This is a genomic window from Enterobacter cloacae complex sp. ECL414, assembly GCF_021869685.1.
GTDB lineage: Bacteria > Pseudomonadota > Gammaproteobacteria > Enterobacterales > Enterobacteriaceae > Enterobacter > Enterobacter kobei.
The window spans coordinates 1,610,608-1,628,337 of record NZ_CP091481.1; the positions used below are offsets into that span (position 1 = coordinate 1,610,608).

General features: G+C 51.7%; 19 protein-coding genes. 7 read left to right on the forward strand and 12 right to left on the reverse strand.

The window, feature by feature from the left end:
* Positions 1-154: 154 nt before the first annotated feature.
* From ldtD to L3068_RS07445, 3 genes are all read left to right on the forward strand, one after another.
* Complete coding sequence (gene ldtD / locus L3068_RS07435) at positions 155-1,978, forward strand: L,D-transpeptidase (protein WP_014883229.1); 1,824 nt, start codon at positions 155-157, stop codon at positions 1,976-1,978.
* A gap of 175 nt (positions 1,979-2,153) precedes the next feature.
* Positions 2,154-2,705: a peptidoglycan L,D-endopeptidase MepK gene (gene mepK, locus L3068_RS07440; RefSeq protein ID WP_014883230.1), complete on the forward strand. Its 552-nt coding sequence runs from the start codon at positions 2,154-2,156 to the stop codon at positions 2,703-2,705.
* Positions 2,706-2,725: 20 nt separating this feature from the next.
* Positions 2,726-3,373, forward strand: a complete 648-nt coding sequence (locus tag L3068_RS07445; protein WP_047027823.1) for an MBL fold metallo-hydrolase — start codon at positions 2,726-2,728, stop codon at positions 3,371-3,373.
* Between the two features lie 52 nt (positions 3,374-3,425).
* Here L3068_RS07445 and aspC read toward each other — a convergent pair whose 3' ends face one another.
* The 12 genes from aspC to L3068_RS07505 form a co-directional block, all read right to left on the reverse strand.
* Entirely contained in the window at positions 3,426-4,616 is a 1,191-nt protein-coding gene (gene aspC / locus L3068_RS07450) for an aspartate transaminase (RefSeq protein ID WP_117580531.1), read from the reverse strand.
* 184 nt (positions 4,617-4,800) lie between these two features.
* The gene (locus L3068_RS07455) at positions 4,801-5,907 is read right to left on the reverse strand and encodes a porin (protein ID WP_028012583.1); all 1,107 of its coding nucleotides are present in this window, start codon (positions 5,905-5,907) and stop codon (positions 4,801-4,803) included.
* Positions 5,908-6,514: 607 nt separating this feature from the next.
* On the reverse strand, positions 6,515-7,915 hold the full coding sequence (gene asnS / locus L3068_RS07460) for an asparagine--tRNA ligase (protein ID WP_014883234.1): 1,401 nt from the start codon (positions 7,913-7,915) through the stop codon (positions 6,515-6,517).
* A 165-nt stretch (positions 7,916-8,080) separates the two neighbouring features.
* Complete coding sequence (gene pncB / locus L3068_RS07465; RefSeq protein WP_059373113.1) at positions 8,081-9,283, reverse strand: nicotinate phosphoribosyltransferase; 1,203 nt, start codon at positions 9,281-9,283, stop codon at positions 8,081-8,083.
* A 184-nt stretch (positions 9,284-9,467) separates the two neighbouring features.
* Positions 9,468-10,760 carry a tyrosine-type recombinase/integrase gene (locus L3068_RS07470; protein WP_045617951.1) on the reverse strand — a complete coding sequence of 431 codons (1,293 nt, stop codon included), beginning with the start codon at positions 10,758-10,760 and terminating at the stop codon, positions 9,468-9,470.
* A 44-nt stretch (positions 10,761-10,804) separates the two neighbouring features.
* Positions 10,805-11,062 carry an excisionase family protein gene (locus L3068_RS07475; RefSeq protein WP_013097283.1) on the reverse strand — a complete coding sequence of 86 codons (258 nt, stop codon included), beginning with the start codon at positions 11,060-11,062 and terminating at the stop codon, positions 10,805-10,807.
* On the reverse strand, positions 11,046-11,417 hold the full coding sequence (locus L3068_RS07480) for a hypothetical protein (protein ID WP_045617949.1): 372 nt from the start codon (positions 11,415-11,417) through the stop codon (positions 11,046-11,048). The genes L3068_RS07475 and L3068_RS07480 overlap by 17 nt, the downstream gene beginning before the upstream one ends.
* Before the next feature lie 2 nt (positions 11,418-11,419).
* The gene (locus L3068_RS07485) at positions 11,420-12,163 is read right to left on the reverse strand and encodes an ORF6N domain-containing protein (protein ID WP_044158720.1); all 744 of its coding nucleotides are present in this window, start codon (positions 12,161-12,163) and stop codon (positions 11,420-11,422) included.
* A gap of 11 nt (positions 12,164-12,174) precedes the next feature.
* Complete coding sequence (locus L3068_RS07490; RefSeq protein ID WP_013097280.1) at positions 12,175-12,753, reverse strand: DUF5375 family protein; 579 nt, start codon at positions 12,751-12,753, stop codon at positions 12,175-12,177.
* Entirely contained in the window at positions 12,753-13,166 is a 414-nt protein-coding gene (locus tag L3068_RS07495) for a hypothetical protein (RefSeq protein ID WP_045617946.1), read from the reverse strand. The genes L3068_RS07490 and L3068_RS07495 overlap by 1 nt, the downstream gene beginning before the upstream one ends.
* The gene (locus tag L3068_RS25380) at positions 13,163-13,402 is read right to left on the reverse strand and encodes a ParE family toxin-like protein (protein ID WP_418251298.1); all 240 of its coding nucleotides are present in this window, start codon (positions 13,400-13,402) and stop codon (positions 13,163-13,165) included. The genes L3068_RS07495 and L3068_RS25380 overlap by 4 nt, the downstream gene beginning before the upstream one ends.
* Positions 13,356-13,763: a hypothetical protein gene (locus tag L3068_RS07505; protein ID WP_045617944.1), complete on the reverse strand. Its 408-nt coding sequence runs from the start codon at positions 13,761-13,763 to the stop codon at positions 13,356-13,358. Before L3068_RS07505 ends, L3068_RS25380 begins: the two co-directional genes overlap by 47 nt.
* Before the next feature lie 229 nt (positions 13,764-13,992).
* Between L3068_RS07505 and L3068_RS07510 the strand changes: the two genes are divergently transcribed.
* From L3068_RS07510 to L3068_RS07525, 4 genes are all read left to right on the forward strand, one after another.
* Positions 13,993-15,140 (forward strand): IS3 family transposase gene (locus tag L3068_RS07510; RefSeq protein ID WP_089518920.1). Its coding sequence is split into 2 segments (ribosomal slippage): positions 13,993-14,230 and positions 14,230-15,140, totalling 1,149 coding nucleotides; the frame shifts between segments, so codons are not numbered across the junction.
* A gap of 1,141 nt (positions 15,141-16,281) precedes the next feature.
* Positions 16,282-16,530 carry a class II holin family protein gene (locus L3068_RS07515; RefSeq protein ID WP_008499363.1) on the forward strand — a complete coding sequence of 83 codons (249 nt, stop codon included), beginning with the start codon at positions 16,282-16,284 and terminating at the stop codon, positions 16,528-16,530.
* Position 16,531: 1 nt separating this feature from the next.
* Entirely contained in the window at positions 16,532-17,071 is a 540-nt protein-coding gene (locus L3068_RS07520; RefSeq protein ID WP_196362233.1) for a lysozyme, read from the forward strand.
* On the forward strand, positions 17,068-17,586 hold the full coding sequence (locus L3068_RS07525; RefSeq protein WP_214602920.1) for a hypothetical protein: 519 nt from the start codon (positions 17,068-17,070) through the stop codon (positions 17,584-17,586). Before L3068_RS07520 ends, L3068_RS07525 begins: the two co-directional genes overlap by 4 nt.
* Positions 17,587-17,730: the final 144 nt, after the last annotated feature.

The following is a 17,730-nucleotide window of genomic DNA, read 5'->3' on the forward strand; positions in this document are numbered from 1 at the left end:
CAAAAGCGCCGCTTTTTTTATTCACTTAACTTGTGCTTAGGGCTGCGTTATCTTTAAACTTCTTTACATAAGGTAAGGCAACAGGTTTGCCGTCTACCTATAATAAAAGAAAGCCCCACCGTGATGGGCATGTCGTGAAAACAGGGGGCAAGGGATGTTGCTAAAGAAAGAATGTGGTCGTCAGCTGTCTGCGCTGAGTTTATGCCTGGCAGTGATGTTTGCTCCACTGTTAACCGCCCAGGCCGACGAGCCTGAAATTGTGCCGACGGACAGCTCCGCAGCGACAGGCGCGCAGCCGACGTCATTGTCTCAGCCGCTGGAACAGTCTCCGGCGACCGCCGTCATGGCCGGCATTAAGCCGTTGCCGGAAGGCATCGATATCGAATCGCTTAGCCAGCAGCTCCTCTCAGGGTTGCCGTCAGGCTACACGCCCGCCTATATCAATCAGCTCACGCTGCTTTATGCTGCCCGGGACATGAAACCCATGTGGGAAGACCGTGATGCCGTGCGCGCGTTCCAGCAGCAGCTGGCAGAAGTGGCGATTGCGGGTTTTCAGCCGCAGTTTACGAAGTGGGTTGAGCTGTTAACCGATCCAGCCGTCACTGGCCAGGCGCGGGACGTGGTGCTTTCCGATGCCATGATGGGCTATCTGCAGTTTGTGGCGGGTATTCCGGTCAACGGCAACCGCTGGTTATATAGCGATAAGCCCTACAAGCTGGCGACGCCAGCGCTGTCGGTTATCAACCAGTGGCAGCTGGCGCTGGATAATGGCGATCTGCCGCGCTTTATTGCCAGTCTCGCCCCAGCGCACCCGCAGTATGCCACCCTGCATGAGTCGCTCCTCGCGCTGGTGGGCGACTCGCGTCCCTGGCCGCAAATGCGGGGTACCGCGACGCTGCGTCCAGGCCAGTGGAGCAGCGATGTTCCTGCTCTGCGCGAAATCCTGAAACGCTCCGGTATTCTTGAGGGCGGGCCGAAGATTGCCCTGCCGGGCGACGATCCGCAAAGCGCGGTTGTGAGCCCGTCAGCGCCGGTGAAAGAGAAGAAGGCCGCTCTCCTGAGCGATAAACCTGCGGCATACGATCGCGAACTGGTTGCTGCGGTTAAGCAATTCCAGGCTGCGCAGGGGCTGGGTGCCGACGGGGTAATAGGTCCGTCAACGCGCGACTGGCTTAACGTCTCTCCTGCGCAGCGGGCAGGGGTCCTGGCACTGAATATTCAGCGTTTGCGCCTGCTGCCGGGCACCTTGTCCACAGGCATTATGGTGAATATTCCGGCCTATTCCCTGGTCTATTATCAGGATGGCAGCGAAAAACTGGCCTCGCGCGTCATTGTCGGGCGTCCGGATCGTAAAACACCGATGATGAGCAGCGCGTTAAATAACGTGGTGGTTAACCCACCGTGGAACGTGCCGCCGACGCTGGCACGTAAAGACATTCTGCCAAAGGTCTGGAACGATCCGGGTTATCTGGAACGTCATGGCTATACGGTGATGCGCGGCTGGAACAGTAAAGAGGCGATTGATCCTTACATGGTCGACTGGTCGACGATTACGGCTTCCAACCTGCCGTTCCGCTTCCAGCAGGCTCCCGGGGCGCATAACTCCCTGGGGCGTTACAAATTCAATATGCCGAGTTCAGATGCTATCTATCTGCACGATACGCCGAACCACAACTTGTTCCAGAAAGATACCCGCGCCCTCAGTTCAGGCTGCGTGCGCGTAAACAAAGCCTCGGAGCTGGCCAATATGCTGTTGCAGGATGCGGGCTGGAACGATACGCGTATTTCTGACGCCCTGAAACAGGGGGATACGCGCTACGTGAATATTCGACACAACATTCCGGTCAATCTTTACTATCTGACGGCGTTTGTGGGTGAAGACGGGCGCACTCAGTATCGTACAGATATTTACAATTATGATCTCACTGCGCGATCCGGCGCACAAATTTTGCCAAAAGCGGAACAATTAATCAGGTAAATGAAGTAGTTCGGGAAAAATGATTGTCGTAAGTTATGGTGAATAGGGGGCGATATCGCTGTAAGCCGCGTATTCACTGGGGTTGGGCGCCTTGACGTACCCCGTTTTGCCAGTTAAGGTGCCCTTCGTGCGCTAAGCATACTTACGATTTCATTGACCTGTAGACCTGATTATCATGGACAAATTTGACGCTAATCGCCGCAAACTGCTGGCGTTAGGTGGTGTTGCGCTTGGCGCAGCGGCCATCTTGCCGACGCCAGCATTTGCCACCCTCTCGACACCTCGTCCGCGAGTTTTAACGCTCAACAATCTTCATACCGGTGAGTCGCTAAAAGCGGAGTTTTTCGATGGCAGAGGCTATATTCAGGATGAATTAGCAAGACTCAACCATTTTTTCCGTGATTTCCGCGCGAATAAAGTAAAAGCCATCGACCCAGGATTGTTTGATCAGTTGTTCCGCCTTCAGGGCCTGCTGGGCACCAGGAAGCCCGTGCAGCTCATTTCTGGTTATCGCTCACTGGATACCAATAATGAACTACGCGCCCATAGCCGTGGGGTAGCGAAAAAAAGCTATCACACGAAGGGACAGGCAATGGATTTCCATATTGAAGGCGTTTCGTTAGCCAATATTCGCAAAGCTGCGTTATCTATGCGCGCAGGTGGTGTAGGATATTATCCCAGCAGCAACTTTGTGCATATTGATACCGGTCCGGTCCGGCACTGGTAATAACGAAACACAGGAGCAGTATGAACTATCGTATTATTCCGGTTACCGCGTTCTCCCAGAACTGTTCATTGATCTGGTGCGAGCAAACCAAACTGGCCGCGCTTGTTGATCCCGGCGGTGACGCCGAGAAAATCAAGCAGGACGTCGCCGACAGCGGTGTGACGCTGATGCAGATTTTACTGACGCATGGTCATCTCGATCATGTTGGCGCAGCGGCAGAGCTGGCACAGCATTTTGGTGTGCCGATCATCGGTCCGGAAAAAGAAGATGAGTTCTGGCTGCAGGGGTTACCTGCCCAAAGCCGCATGTTTGGCCTTGATGAGTGTCAGCCTCTGACGCCCGATCGCTGGCTGAACGAAGGAGAGCGCGTTAACGTAGGGAATGTGACTTTACAGGTGTTGCATTGTCCTGGGCATACGCCAGGCCATATCGTCTTCTTTGATGACCAGTCTCGTCTGCTGATTTCTGGCGACGTGATTTTCAAAGGCGGCGTAGGACGCAGCGATTTTCCGCGCGGCGATCACGGGCAGCTGATTCAGTCGATCAAACAGAAGTTATTGCCGCTGGGTGATGACGTGACGTTTATCCCTGGACACGGTCCGATGTCGACGCTGGGCTATGAACGGCTCCATAATCCGTTCCTTCAGGATGAGATGCCTGTCTGGTAAACCTGGTTAAATAAAAAAGCCTGCTGAACGCAGGCTTTTTTGTGGGCGTAAATTACAGTACGGCGACAATCGCTTCGCACAGAGGCGCCATGTTGTCAGGCGTCATCCCTGCCACGTTCACGCGACCGGAAGCCACGGCGTATACGCCAAACTCTTCACGCAGACGCAGAACCTGCTCTTTGGTCAGGCCGCTGAAAGAGAACATGCCGTTCTGTTTGATGATGAAGCTGAAGTCACGGTCTGCGCCTTTCTCGGCCAGAGTATTAACAAACAGCAGACGCATACGCTGGATACGCTGGCGCATATCGTTCAGCTCTTGTTCCCAGATCGCGCGCAGCGCATCGTTGCTGAGAATGGTCGCAACAACGGACGCACCGTGTGCCGGTGGGTTAGAGTAGTTCGCGCGGATAACCGATTTCATCTGGCTGAAGGCACGATCGACGGTTTCGTCGTTAGCCGCAACCAGCGTACAGGCACCTACGCGCTCATTGTACAGACCGAAGTTCTTGGAGTAGGAGCTGGCAACGATCAATTCCTGGTGCACGGCTGCAAAAGCGCGCAGGCCTTCTGCATCTTCTTCCAGTCCACGGGCGAAGCCCTGATAGGCGAAGTCAAACAGCGGCAGCCAGCCTTTCTCTACGGAGAGTTTAGCCAGGTGTTCCCACTGCTCAAGCGTCGGGTCGATACCGGTTGGGTTATGGCAGCAGCCGTGGAACAGCACCACATCACCCGCCTGCGCTTCGTTCAGGCTTGCCAGCAGGCCATCAAAGTCGAGAGCATGGTTTGCCGCATCGTAGTATGCATATTCGCGCACTTCCAGACCTGCAGAGTTAAAGACGCTCTTGTGGTTCGGCCAGCTTGGGTTGCTCACCCAGACACGCTTAACAGAGGTGTTTTTCGCAAGGAAATCCGCCGCCACACGCAGTGCGCCGGTACCGCCAGGGGTCTGTGCTGTACGCGCACGTTTGTCACTCACAATTGCGCTACCTTTACCGAACAGCAGCTCCTGCGTGCAGCGACCAAATTCAGGAATACCATCAATACCGAGGTAGTTTTTGGTGGTTTCATTTTCCAGCAGATACTGCTCAGCTTTCTTTACGCTGGTCAGTACCGGAGTTTTGCCGGTTTCATCTTTATATACACCAATACCCAGGTTGATTTTGCCAGGGCGGTCGTCGGCACGAAACAGATCGGCCAGGCCCAGAATTGGGTCGGCAGGAGCGGCGGTAATGTTCTCAAACATGACGAAGTTCCATTGTGATTACAGAAGTGAAATCCGCTATCAGGTTAACGGTAGATTTACAAAATGCCAACCGTTTGCGACGAAAAGCGTGCGGCTTTTCAAAAGTCGCCATTATTTTCTGTCAGGCATAAAAAAACAGGGCCGAAGCCCTGTTCATTAAGCATATAACAAAGTGGTGTTCTGATTAGAACTGGTAGGTTACACCCACAGCAGCCATATCGTCGTTGCCGTTCAGACCGCCAACCGCTTTCGCGTAGTCGGTGTCTTTGTCCAGCAGGTTGATGTAGTAGTCAGCCCACACGTTGAAGTTTTTGTTGAAGTAGTAAGTGGTACCCACCTGGATGAATTTAGCCAGGTCTGCATCGCCACCGCTGAAGCCGCCGACGGCAGCCAGGTCTTTACCTTTGGTCTGCACGTAGGAGATGGCTGGACGCAGGCCGAAGTCGAACTGGTACTGAGCAACCACTTCGAAGTTCTGCGTTTTGTTAGCAAAACCAGCATCACCGCTAGAACCGGTACGGGTGGTGTTACGGGTTTCTGCATAGGTGGTTGCCAGGTACAGGTTGTTAGCGTCATATTTCAGACCAACACCCCATGCTTCAGCTTTGTCACCCTGACCATCAGCTTTCTGGTTCAGAGTACGGTTAGCGTTGCTGTAAGATGCGATTGCACCGAAGCCTTCGCCGAAGTCGTAACCCAGAGAGTAACCTACGCCGTCACCGTTAGAAGTTTTAACGTCAGCACGGTCGTTTTTACCCTGGTACTGTACGCCCAGGCTCAGACCGTCAACCAGACCGAAGAAATCGCTGTTACGGTAGGTCAGCAGGCCGGTGCTACGGCTGGTCATAAAGTTATCAACGTAGTTACCGCCCCAGGTCATACCTGAGAAGGACGGTGCCATATCGGTGTATGACTCAACGTCGTAAACGATACCGTAGTTACGACCATAGTCGATGCTGCCAGCGTCACCCGCTTTCAGGCCCGCGAAAGCCAGACGGTTTTTGTTAGCCTGAGCAGTGTTCTCAGCCTGGTTAGCCATGAAACGGTATTCCCACTGGCCATAGCCGGTCAGCTGGTCGTTGATCTGAGTTTCACCTTTGAAACCGATCTGCGCGTAGGTCGCGTCGTTGTTGTTGGTGTCATCACCAGAGGTCACGAAATCGTGCTCGGCGTTAACTTTCCCGTAGAAGTCCAGTTTGTTGCCGTTCTTGTTATAGATTTCTGCAGCGTTAGCTGCACCGGCTACCAGCAGGGCAGGGATTACCACTGCCAGAATATTGCGCTTCATCATTATTTATTACCCTCATTGGTTTTTTTATGACACTCGCCACTGCCGTCAATAAATTCTGTCAATAAATATTTCCGGAACTATTGATGAGAGTTAGGTGTCTTTATGTATCTGACAGGCATCTTTCCATTCACCGAAGCGTTTCGCTAGCCTGAAAGTGCTACAATTCTCAAGATTGAGTTACAAAAAGAAAATATGTGTAACTAAATGTGTATTTTTCGGAACTTTGTGAACCATCTCAAATTTCAGAACGCCCTGGCGAATTAAACAGCAGATTGTTTCCTATATATATGAATTCCTTATGATTAATTTGGATAAAGGCAATTCCTATAAACAGATGTTAAACGACTCGTTTTTTCTTATGACCGAAAAAAGACTTCTGGATGGCTGAAAAAGTGGTTGAAAATTGTGCTATTGCTTGAGGGTGTAATAATCGCAATAAGAATAGGGTTTATTTTTTGTGGCTAGATGTTTCTCGGAAACAAAACGTAACAGGTAGTGGTTGTGACGGGGTGGTGCTTTAAAAACACTGACTTTGCGCTGACGAAAACTGACAGTGCAGAATAAAATAATGGCCAGCAAATGCTGGCCATGGTCTGTTTTTTTGCTCTTAGAAGCTGGCGTTACGTGGCGTACGCGGGAACGGAATCACATCACGCACGTTCTGAACACCGGTAACGTAGGCGATCAGACGCTCGAAGCCCAGGCCGAAACCTGAATGCGGAACGGTGCCGTAACGACGAAGATCGCGATACCAGCTGTAGTCCGCAGGATTGAGACCCATCTCTTCCATGCGCGCGTCCAGCACATCCAGACGTTCTTCACGCTGAGAACCACCGATGATTTCACCGATGCCAGGCGCCAGGACGTCCATCGCTGCGACGGTTTTACCGTCTTCGTTAAGGCGCATATAGAAGGCCTTGATGTCTTTCGGGTAGTTTTTAACGACAACCGGCGCTTTGAAATGTTTCTCGGCCAGATAGCGTTCGTGCTCAGACGCCAGGTCAACGCCCCAGTAAACCGGGTTCTCGAACTTCTCACCGCATTTCTCGAGGATCGCAACCGCGTCGGTATAGTCCACCTGCGCAAAGTCGGCAGAGACAAAACGTTCCAGACGGGCGACCGCATCGCTGTCTACGCGCTCAGCGAAGAACTTCATATCGTCCGGACGCTCTTCCAGCACCGCTTTGAAGACGTACTTCAGCATCGCTTCTGCCAGACCGGCGACATCGTCGAGGTTAGCAAACGCCACTTCCGGCTCCAGCATCCAGAATTCCGCCAGGTGGCGGCTGGTGTTGGAGTTTTCAGCACGGAAGGTTGGGCCGAAGGTATAAATCTTAGACAGTGCACAGGCGTAGGTTTCGCCGTTGAGCTGACCGGATACCGTCAGGAAGGCCTCTTTACCAAAGAAGTCTTTGTCATAGTCCACTTTACCTTCTGGCGTGCGCGGCAGGTTTTCCATGTCCAGCGTCGAGACGCGGAACATTTCACCCGCACCTTCCGTATCGGAAGCGGTGATCAGTGGGGTAGACACCCAGAAGTAACCCTGCTCATCGAAGAAGCGATGCAGCGCCTGAGCCAGCGTATGGCGCACGCGTGCCACCGCGCCGATCAGGTTGGTACGTGGACGCAGGTGCGCCACTTCACGCAGGTACTCGATGCTGTGACGTTTTGCCGCCATCGGGTAGGTGTCCGGATCTTCAACCCAGCCGGTCACTTCAATTGCAGAGGCCTGAATTTCGAAACTCTGGCCCTGACCCGGAGACGCCACAACCACGCCGGTCACAATGACGGAACAGCCGGTTGTCAGGTGCAGAACGTCATCATTGTAATTGGGCAGAGAATTATTAATGACGGCCTGTACAGGATCAAAGCAGGAACCGTCATAGACGGCGAGGAAGGAGATGCCAGCTTTAGAATCTCGGCGGGTACGCACCCATCCGCGCACGGTGACTTCCTGGTCAACGGCGACACGGCCCTGGAGTACGTCGGCTACAGGCACAACGCTCATAATATTCTCTCTGTTAATAGTCGGAAAAAATAAACACTTGTCCACCCTTATGGGGGGATATCTATGTTACCTGCCATCCGCTATCAGACAAGTAAATTTCGCAGTCAAAAGAGAAGAATTGAGAAATAAATAAGGGAAGGGAGCCCTTCAGGCTCCCGTAAGCGCTTAACTGGCTTTTTTGATCTGCGGGAGATCGAAGGCTTTGCGCAATGCGCGGACAAACGCTTTGTCATGGCAGATGGTTTTACCCGGGCTGTCGGAGAGTTTCGCCACCGGCTTGCCGTTACATTCCACCAGCTTTATCACAATATTCAGAGGTTTTACCTGAGGAATGTCGCAGGTCAAACGGGTACCAATCCCGAAGCTCAGGTTCACTCGGGTGTTGAAATGGCGATAAAGTTCAACCGCTTTCGCCAGGTCAAGATTATCGGAGAAAACCAGCACCTTACTCATCGGGTCAATGCCGAGTTTTTGGTAATGGGCTATCGCCTTCTCGCCCCATTCAACCGGGTCCCCGGAATCGTGGCGTAACCCCTGATAACGTTCAGCAAACTCGGGTCCGAAGTCACGCAGGAAGGCATCCATCGTAATGCAGTCGGTGAGGGCGATCCCGAGTTGATTCGGGTACTCCTTAAGCCATGCGGCGAGGGCCGCGCGCTGGCTGTTAGCCAGATCCGGGCTGATTTGCTGATGCGCCTGGAACCACTCGTGCGCCTGGGTACCCATCGGCGTCAGGTTGAGGCGACGCGCCAGGTCGTAGTTACTGGTGCCCACGAACCACGGCTCCTGCTGCAGACGTTTAACGATGGCCTGCTGAACCTCGCGAGAGAAACGGCGACGGGTGCCGAAATCCATCAGGCGGAAGCGGGACATATCCAGCCCTTCGGTCAGCGTGGTGAAGGCTGCAAGTTTATTTTCCAGCGAGGCGACCGCCTGGGCGACGCCCATTTCCGGCGAACGGTAGCGGTGAGCCAACTCGCTGATCACTGCCAGCAGCGGCACTTCCCACATGATCACTTCCCGCCACGGACCTTCAAGGCGAATATCCAGCTTGCCGTTCTCGTTGGTCACGGTGACCTGCTCCGGCTTATAGCGGAAATCACGCAGCCAGTTCAGGTAATCGGTTTTAAAGAAAGGCAGGCCAGAAAGCCACTGGTATTCATCGTCCTGCAGCGTCAGATGCTGCATCGCATCGACCTGTTCACGAATGGAGTCTGCGTAGATACCGAGCAAATCGTCACCACGGCAGCGGAATTCCGCCGCGACGTGAACGTCATAGTAATGGTGGAAAACGGCTTGCTGCATATGCAGTTTATACGCGTCGGTATCCAGCAACGTATGCAGAACCGGAGAAGCGAATTGAGTCATAGGTGCGCTGTAGCATCCTCTCACGGGAGCGTTTAGTACAATAAACAACTCCGGAGTATACCTTGTTTAGTGATTTATTGAACCCCGATCACAACATAAGCACACTTTATGGTCGAGGGCATTTTGTGCCCCGTGTTATACAAATGTAGTGATATGGCTGCTAACCACTTGAATTTACAGATTACTACTGCGCTACTATCATGCTTTGGGGCAGCGATGGGGCAATGTGTGAAAGCGCCTTGTTGAGCAGAGTAACCTGTTCGCCGCTCTTCTCTGACATCCACTTTCCATACACCTTGTAAACCATCTGTGCATCGGTATGCCCCATTTGAGTTGCTATAAAGTTTGGGTTCGCACCAGCTGATAATGACCAGCACGCATAGGTATGCCGTGACTGATAAGCGTTGCGGTAACGAATACCGGCGCGCTTGATTATCGGAGCCCAAATTTTATTAATCGAATTAACCGCGTAGTGATATCCTGTGCGAGACCCATGTTTGACGCATTGAGGGCTGAAAACGAAAGTGCATGGATGTATGACTGACTGGCCATATTCCCGCAAATTCACTTCAACCTCATGCTGCCGGCCAAGGCGCGTCAGTTGGGCCTGATTCCTGAGGGCATCAATAGCTGGTTGTATGAGATAAATCACCCTGTCAGTGCCTGCCTCGGTTTTTGGCAGGGTGAACTCATACGTTTGGGTAAGGTTACGCTTAACCGTAATGGTTCCCGCGGTGAGATCGATGTCTTCCCATGCAAGACCACATAATTCCCCATGCCTCATTCCGGTATAAACGGCGACGGTCCAGAGATTTCGCATCTGCTGGTGGCCGCATGCCTGAATGAACCTGATGAACTCGTCTGTCGTGAGTGGATCTGGTTCGTCTTTTGCCTTCCTGAGACGGTTAATTCCGCTAAACGGGTTTTCCTTTGCGTAGCCGTTATCAGCTCCAAACTGGAAGATCTCGGCCATCAGCATCATGTAATTATTCACCGTGGAAGACTTCCGGCCTTTTACCTGTGTCCGGTGATCCTTCTTCATTACATGGAAGCCCGTCAGCAACTCCTTCCTGACATACAGCAAATCTTCAGTGGTAACCGCAGAAACCATTTTATTTTCGCCGATGCGCGGAAGCATGTTTTTTATGATGGACTCGTACCTACTCATGGTATTAGAGCTGATCTCCATTCTCTTCAGCTCTGACCATCTTTCGGTAAGCTCCAGCACAGTAATTTCCTTTCTATCCTGACCAAACCGGGCAAGGTTCGGTGAGTTTGGGAATTTTTCTGCATAGTTAAAATTCCCCATCCTTATCGCAAAACAAACCGAAGAACGCAGCTCACCAGCTATCTTGCGATTTTTTGCAGTGTCAGGGACACCGAGGTTTTCCCTGACACGTTTACCTTTATACAGAAACCAGATGCGGAGCGAACCGCCATGATTTTCGACGCCTGTCGGGTATGATGCATTAGCCATTGATCCCTCCTGACGTCCAGGAGCGTGGACGAGTGTACTGCTTTTCATGCTGTCTTCGCACCTGGTTGATTTTTTTTCTGCGCCTCGATCCACTGATCAACGGCTTTCCTGTTGTACATGCATTCGCTCGAAGGCTTGGGATTACCATCTGGTGAAATGTGCAGGTACTCGCGGCCCAGCATCCAGGATTCTTTTCTGGCGCGGGTGATGGTTCCGGGCTTGAGCCCGGTAACAGCAATCAGAACCTTTTCGCTAACCCAGTCATTCGGCACCAGAAGAACGATTTCAGCACTGGTTTGCATGGATCTCCTCCATTTTCTCTTTAGCCATACGCACGCAACGCGCAAAAGAGGAGGGCGTTACGATTTCGCGCAGAGCCTGAACCAGGAATTCGTTGTGCTGCTGGTGCAGCTCCAGGTTGCGCTCTTTTTCCTCATGACGCAGAACTGCCAAACGAGCTGTGATGATTCGACGCTTCCCTTTGATCAGCCGCAGCGCGTTCTCTGCCTTTTTGCGCCATGTGCTCCAGTCACTACTGCTGTTCGATCTCGCCAGTTGCTCTTCAATACTGAGCTGCGCTTCTTCTGCGTTAACAAGCTGCTGCAGGCAATCGCTGATAGTGTTCAGGTTGTTTGTCTCCACGAAGAATTTATGCATTCTTAACCCTCCCACCCAATCGCCTGGAACAGGCCCATTTTAGGGTGATACCAGCGGGTGCCGCGCGGTTCAGCTTCTGACATCATCTGGCGAAACGCGGCCATAAACGGCTCCAGTTCGACGATAGCCCTACGTGACAAAAGCCCGTCTGGAGTCATAAATTCGTGCGTGTCTGTAGGGATGCGGTAGGCATTGACCAAATTTCGGCACTTGGCGTCACTCATTCCGCTTTTGGCTACTACCTGGCGGTAACCGACATATCCGGCGCGCATGGTCCCGCGTTTGATGTTCTCCACAGCTTCTGTGACTGTTTCGATCTGCTCTTCAACATGATTCAGGCGCTTCTGCTGGCGAACGGCATCGGCGGCCATTGCGGCGATCATCTCGATTTCCGTCAGCGGTGCGCGAGTGCGAAAATAGCTGTTAACCAGCTCACGCTGAACCTGCCAGGCCAGATCGTCCGTGAGTGACTTCGCCACCATCAGATATCCAGATTCGAAAAGCACAATTCCAGAGGGCGCAAACTTAGAAAACACACCTTCCGGAAGGTCCCGGCGTATAGCGTCGGAACCTAATTCAACGTAATCTACCCCCTCGACAAAGTAGTTCCTGTTTTCACGAAAATTACGTCCTGCTGTTCCATCTGGTCGTTGGTGAGCTTCGTCAATCATTGCGAATGTCACAACGCGCTGACCGCGATATTCGACTGCCGGCAGCTGTTTGTTATTGATCGTTACTGTGTTCATTTTCGTCCTCCTCAGTGCATAACCGGCTTGTCAGGCATACCTTCTTTCTGAATCTGTTCAATGAAGCTGTCATGAAGGAGATTAAAACCTTCCCGGCCCATTTTTGAGAGTTGAAGCCCGTTCTCAGCGTCCGTATCTAACATGTCCCGGTACATGCGCAGCGCCATCTGCTGGCCGAGTTCCTGACCGTATTTCTCAATGGCTAACCCTTCCACATGGCTTGCGAGTGCGAACCGCTCTGGCGCAGGATAAACACTGATTGAACCGTGCTGTCCGGAGTAGATAACTGCGGTGTCAAACCCTCCAGAATCGTTGGCAACCTCAACTGTGCCGTTCTTTGCCTGCTCCTCGGTAATGAAGACCGCAACAAGCATCCAACGCCAAATGATGATTTCTTTCTCGATGCCAGGGGTAAACCAGCCGCTTTCAATCGCTTCCATGATGCAAGCCAGCAGATCTAATCCATCCGGAATTCGTTTGTCATAGTTGCCATTGTCGAGCTGGCGAACCGCGACGGAATAACCAATGACGCGGTTACCAAAGCGGATGCCTGTTGATGTAGGCTCCGGAGTAAAGGCTGAGGCAATCATCAATACACTCCTTTAGGCTTGATGGCTTGAAGTGCATCGACCTCTTTAATGAACCGGTCATGCATCGCGTCCCATTTCTCACACCATTTCTCCATTTCTCGCTTGCGCGCCAGGATGCGACGCAGACGGCGAACACAACGATGGTGGGCGGCCAGATACTCAACCTTTGTTTCCCCGTCACGCCATACCTCCCTGTCATCGCGATCAATACGCACCCTCGGGTGACGCTGCGGAAAACCTGAACGCTCAAAAGCCTCGGTGGTCATGAAGAAAGCCAGATAGCGGATCGCAGTATCTCGCGTGAAGCATTTTTTGATACGACCGTGACGTACTGCTACGAACAGTGGGCCAACTGGCGTATCGTGTTTCTGTAATGCCAGGTCAATCATGCTTACGGTGCGTTTATCTTTCATTTCCGGTCCTTAACTTTGCTGTATCGTTCGTGACTCATTACTTCCCAGTTCTTGCCGCCATCGCGGGAGAGTAGCCGCCAGCGATGGTTAACTTTGAGGCTCAAATTCCCGGAGCCGTGCATTCGGCAGGGGTGAATGCGCCTTGCCCTGAACTGGCTTAAAACGTGTGCTGCTTTGAGGTGAACCCACTCAGGAATTCGTATCGCTGTAAGTGCCATCAGATCCCCCCATTTCATGACCCTCCGTTTTCGGAGCCTCCACTTTTTGTTTTTTGACGAACTCAACCAGCTCAGAAATGAGCTCGTCGATTAACTCCTTCCCGCTATCCGTAAGGAATTCACCGCTGCCATTAACATCAACAGCGCTGCTGTAAATTCCCTTGATAGCTTTTAAGCCTTCGACATTCCCGTACTCACTGATCGCGAGCCTTTCGAATTTTCGTAATAATCCATCGAGAAGAATCTCGGTTAACTCGATCGTGTTAATACCGCCTTTATTGAGCTTAATAACAAGGCAGTAACTGCCTGTTTTACGCTGGTGGCGTAATAACGCTGCTTTTAAAATTCGGCGTCGATATGTCTCGATTAATTTATCCATTGCGCTTTTCCTCCTCCAAACCCATAACTATTTCTTCCTCCTTTTCGGTTCATCCGTGAATCTCAGCGGCCAGGTCATAAACCAGAGCACATAGAGTTTTAAGTTGAAATCGGTCGAGCTTGTCGTGATATTCATATAATGTTTGCGACAAACCAGATAACTGTTCTGAATCGCCACGGGTTTAACAGACACCTCAGAGTCATTTAAGATGGCTTAAAGAGAGGTGCCCATGAGCGGTAAGCGTTATCCCGAAGAGTTTAAAATTGAAGCAGTCAAACAGGTTGTTGATCGCGGTTATTCTGTTGCCAGCGTTGCAACACGTCTCGATATCACCACCCACAGCCTTTACGCCTGGATAAAGAAGTACGGTCCGGATTCTTCCGCTAATAAAGAACAGTCAGATGCTCAGGCCGAGATCCGCCGTCTCCAGAAAGAGCTGAAGCGGGTTACCGACGAACGGGACATATTAAAAAAAGCCGCGGCGTACTTCGCAAAGCTGTCCGACTGAGGTACGCCTTTATCCGTGACAACACCTGTTGCTGGCCTGTTCGCCTGCTCTGTCGGGTGCTGGATGTTCATCCCAGTGGTTTTTACGCCTGGCTTCAGCAGCCGCATTCACAACGCCATCAGGCAGACCTGAGACTGACAGGACAGATTAAACAGTTCTGGCTGGAATCGGGATGCGTCTATGGTTATCGCAAAATCCATCTGGATCTGCGTGACAGCGGGCAACAGTGCGGAGTGAACAGAGTCTGGCGACTGATGAAACGTGTCGGGATAAAGGCTCAGGTCGGATACCGGAGCCCGCGGGCACGTAAAGGCGAGGCCAGTATCGTGTCGCCCAACAGGCTCCAGCGACAGTTCAATCCGGATGCTCCGGATAAGCGTTGGGTAACGGACATAACCTACATCAGGACCCACGAAGGCTGGCTGTATCTTGCCGTGGTTGTTGATCTGTTCTCACGCAAAATTATCGGCTGGTCCATGCAATCCCGGATGACAAAGGACATTGTCCTGAACGCACTGCTGATGGCTGTATGGCGCCGTAATCCCCAAAAACAGGTGCTGGTTCATTCGGATCAGGGCAGTCAGTACACAAGCCATGAGTGGCAGTCGTTCCTGAAATCACACGGCCTGGAGGGCAGCATGAGCCGTCGCGGTAACTGCCATGATAATGCGGTTGCAGAAAGCTTTTTCCAGTTGTTGAAACGCGAACGGATAAAGAAAAAGATCTACGGAACGCGGGAAGAAGCCCGCAGCGATATTTTTGATTACATCGAAATGTTTTATAACAGTAAGCGTCGGCATGGTTCCAGCGATCAGATGTCACCGACAGAATATGAAAACCAGTATTATCAACGGCTAGGAAGTGTCTAGATTATCCGTGGCGATTCAGATCACAGAGAGCTCTACAGTCTGGGAAGATGGCAGCAAAAGCAGTCTTGTTACATATCACATGGGCAAGCCGAAGGCATTGCCGGTCTGATCAAGCCTTACCAAATCAAAAATTTCAATCATATATAGGCCACCTCACGGTGGCCTTTTTTGTTTCCCCTCATTCTGAGAGGACTCACGGCAATAAGAGGGGGGGATGTCCACCTCGATTGCCGTTACTGAATACAAAAAAGCGGGGGACGACATCGCATCCCCCGCCAAAACGTTTTCACATTTTTCTGTCTGTGGTTGTAAAAGCCGGCGGCTGGGATTTAGTTCCTTACGGTGGTAATAACAATCCTGTAAGTTAAAAAATTAATTAATAAATTTTAAAAAATATCAACCCCTACCGTTTGGTAGATTGACGATATTTATGAATCATAGGTAAATTGCAGTCGTGGTGAATCCCCGTATGCGGCGTGGCGTACAGTCAAAATTTCTCTGGTGAGAATCGTATACGAGATCGCGGACTTCGTGTCTGGAGAGTCCACCGGGAGGCCCCCGGCGCCACTTAACTATAATAATTCCTGTTGTGAATAAACTTCGGCCTGTTTACCCGGACAGGCGTCTTTTTGGGTTAGCCTCCTGTTAAATTGCCATTGACTCAGATTATGACTCAAACATAGATTATGAATGTGGTGAATTCTTTCTAAGCGAAAGGGCATTCCAGTCAACTGCTATTTGCAGGTATGCGCGCGTCTTTGCTAACTGGGGCAGAGACACCGGGAGGCACCCGGCACCAAAACACAAATAACAACGATGCTTTAATTCCTTGAGAGCCTGCCATAAAAAGCAGGCTTTTTTTTATAGTTTTACAAACTGCTGCTACGCTTTGAGTTGTGGGCAGTAACTGAATGCCCGGTGGTTCTCCTGGACCGATAGTGAATCAGCCGATACAGCTTCACTTCTGAGCATAGGTCTTACTCACACCTACCTTACAAATAGTCAACTCATTAGCCCGCCATCAAAAGCGGGCTTTTTTATTTCAGGCTCCGGGAACCATCCTCGACATGCCTTCTTGTTAAATCGTCCCGAGGGCCTGACCCATTACACACAGCTCCCGCCAATACGCGAGGAGAAAGAGATGATCCGATATATGCCTGACAAAATCGCATCCGCAGTCTCGTATTGCGTGTCTGGCAGTCTTATTTGTGGAGGCGGCATTTTGCAATGGTTGCACGACCTCGACTGGAACAAGGTTGCAGTGATTGGCGGTTTTCTTATCGGTATAGCCACTTACCTTACCAACCTCTACTTCAAAAGACGCCAGACCAAGGCATACGAGAAGGCCCTCAAGAAGGGCTACATCACCGCTCCACCACAGGATAATTAACATGGCATCGACAAGAGCAAAACTCAGCGCCGCCATGCTATCCCTGATCGCCGCTGGAGCATCAGCGCCTGTACTGTTCGACCAGTTCATCAGTGAGAAAGAAGGCAACGCTCTTGTGGCCGTCATGGATCCTGGTGGCGTCTGGTCGCTCTGCCATGGCGTGACAGTTATTGACGGCAAGCGTGTCGTGAAGGGCATGACCGCCACCGAGGCGCAATGCAAAAAAGTGAACGCCATTGAGCGCGACAAAGCACTTGCCTGGGTCGACAGGAACATCAAGGTTCCATTGACAGCGCCGCAAAAGGTAGGAATTGCATCGTTCTGCCCCTACAACATCGGCCCCGGAAAATGCTATCCATCCACCTTTTACCAGCGAATCAACGCCGGTGACCGTAAAGGGGCCTGTGAGGCTATCCGCTGGTGGATTAAAGACGGCGGGCGGGATTGTCGCCTGACCAAAGGCCAGAAAAATGGCTGTTACGGTCAGGTTGAGCGTCGTGATCAGGAAAGTGCGCTGGCGTGCTGGGGGATAGATCAGTGAAATTTAATCTTTTCCCAGTTGCGATTGTCATCATTGCTGTCCTGTCAGTAGCACTCGTTAAAAGTTGTTCAGATGCCAGCAGCCTGCAGAGTGATAACAACGTTCTGCGAAGTGACAACTCTTTGCAGGGACAGGTAATCGCCACCCAGGCATTCAACTTCAATCGATTCAATCAGGTTGCAGAACATGCCAATAAGCTTAACTCCCTTATCGACACCAGCACCGAAGAAACCGTAATCGAATACCGGGAGATTCTCCGTCGTGAAAAAACTTGTGATCTGCCTGTTCCTGCTGATGTCGCTGGTGGGCTGCTCGAATACGCGCACCGTTTACGTGCCAGCGCAGTGCACGCCGATACCGACGGACCTGACGCAGCCGATGATAGTGCCGCTGCCGCCGGCTCAATAACGTACTGCCAGGCTGTGCTCTGGATTAAGCCGCTGCTGGCCGTTATTGAGAAGGGCAACAATAACTTCGCAGGCATTAGGCAGATAGAGCTTGAAAGGAAAAACTAGGGATGGCTCGTCCTTGAGCACACGGGTATTCCTGAACGACGGCTTTACCTGACATAGCAAAGCACCTTTAAATTTTAGAAAAGACTCAATATTTAACAAGCGAAGCGCATCAATCCGAAAAAAAAAGCCCCCACAAGGGGGGGC

Excerpts from the sequence above, each read along its gene's own strand:
- ldtD (WP_014883229.1), top strand. The coding sequence starts at position 155 with ATGTTGCTAAAGAAAGAATGTGGTCGTCAGCTGTCTGCGCTGAGTTTA.
- mepK (WP_014883230.1), top strand. The coding sequence starts at position 2,154 with ATGGACAAATTTGACGCTAATCGCCGCAAACTGCTGGCGTTAGGTGGT.
- L3068_RS07445 (WP_047027823.1), top strand. The coding sequence starts at position 2,726 with ATGAACTATCGTATTATTCCGGTTACCGCGTTCTCCCAGAACTGTTCA.
- aspC (WP_117580531.1), bottom strand. The coding sequence starts at position 4,616 with ATGTTTGAGAACATTACCGCCGCTCCTGCCGACCCAATTCTGGGCCTG.
- L3068_RS07455 (WP_028012583.1), bottom strand. The coding sequence starts at position 5,907 with ATGATGAAGCGCAATATTCTGGCAGTGGTAATCCCTGCCCTGCTGGTA.
- asnS (WP_014883234.1), bottom strand. The coding sequence starts at position 7,915 with ATGAGCGTTGTGCCTGTAGCCGACGTACTCCAGGGCCGTGTCGCCGTT.
- pncB (WP_059373113.1), bottom strand. The coding sequence starts at position 9,283 with ATGACTCAATTCGCTTCTCCGGTTCTGCATACGTTGCTGGATACCGAC.
- L3068_RS07470 (WP_045617951.1), bottom strand. The coding sequence starts at position 10,760 with ATGGCTAATGCATCATACCCGACAGGCGTCGAAAATCATGGCGGTTCG.
- L3068_RS07475 (WP_013097283.1), bottom strand. The coding sequence starts at position 11,062 with ATGCAAACCAGTGCTGAAATCGTTCTTCTGGTGCCGAATGACTGGGTT.
- L3068_RS07480 (WP_045617949.1), bottom strand. The coding sequence starts at position 11,417 with ATGCATAAATTCTTCGTGGAGACAAACAACCTGAACACTATCAGCGAT.
- L3068_RS07485 (WP_044158720.1), bottom strand. The coding sequence starts at position 12,163 with ATGAACACAGTAACGATCAATAACAAACAGCTGCCGGCAGTCGAATAT.
- L3068_RS07490 (WP_013097280.1), bottom strand. The coding sequence starts at position 12,753 with ATGATTGCCTCAGCCTTTACTCCGGAGCCTACATCAACAGGCATCCGC.
- L3068_RS07495 (WP_045617946.1), bottom strand. The coding sequence starts at position 13,166 with ATGAAAGATAAACGCACCGTAAGCATGATTGACCTGGCATTACAGAAA.
- L3068_RS25380 (WP_418251298.1), bottom strand. The coding sequence starts at position 13,402 with ATGAAATGGGGGGATCTGATGGCACTTACAGCGATACGAATTCCTGAG.
- L3068_RS07505 (WP_045617944.1), bottom strand. The coding sequence starts at position 13,763 with ATGGATAAATTAATCGAGACATATCGACGCCGAATTTTAAAAGCAGCG.
- L3068_RS07515 (WP_008499363.1), top strand. The coding sequence starts at position 16,282 with ATGATCCGATATATGCCTGACAAAATCGCATCCGCAGTCTCGTATTGC.
- L3068_RS07520 (WP_196362233.1), top strand. The coding sequence starts at position 16,532 with ATGGCATCGACAAGAGCAAAACTCAGCGCCGCCATGCTATCCCTGATC.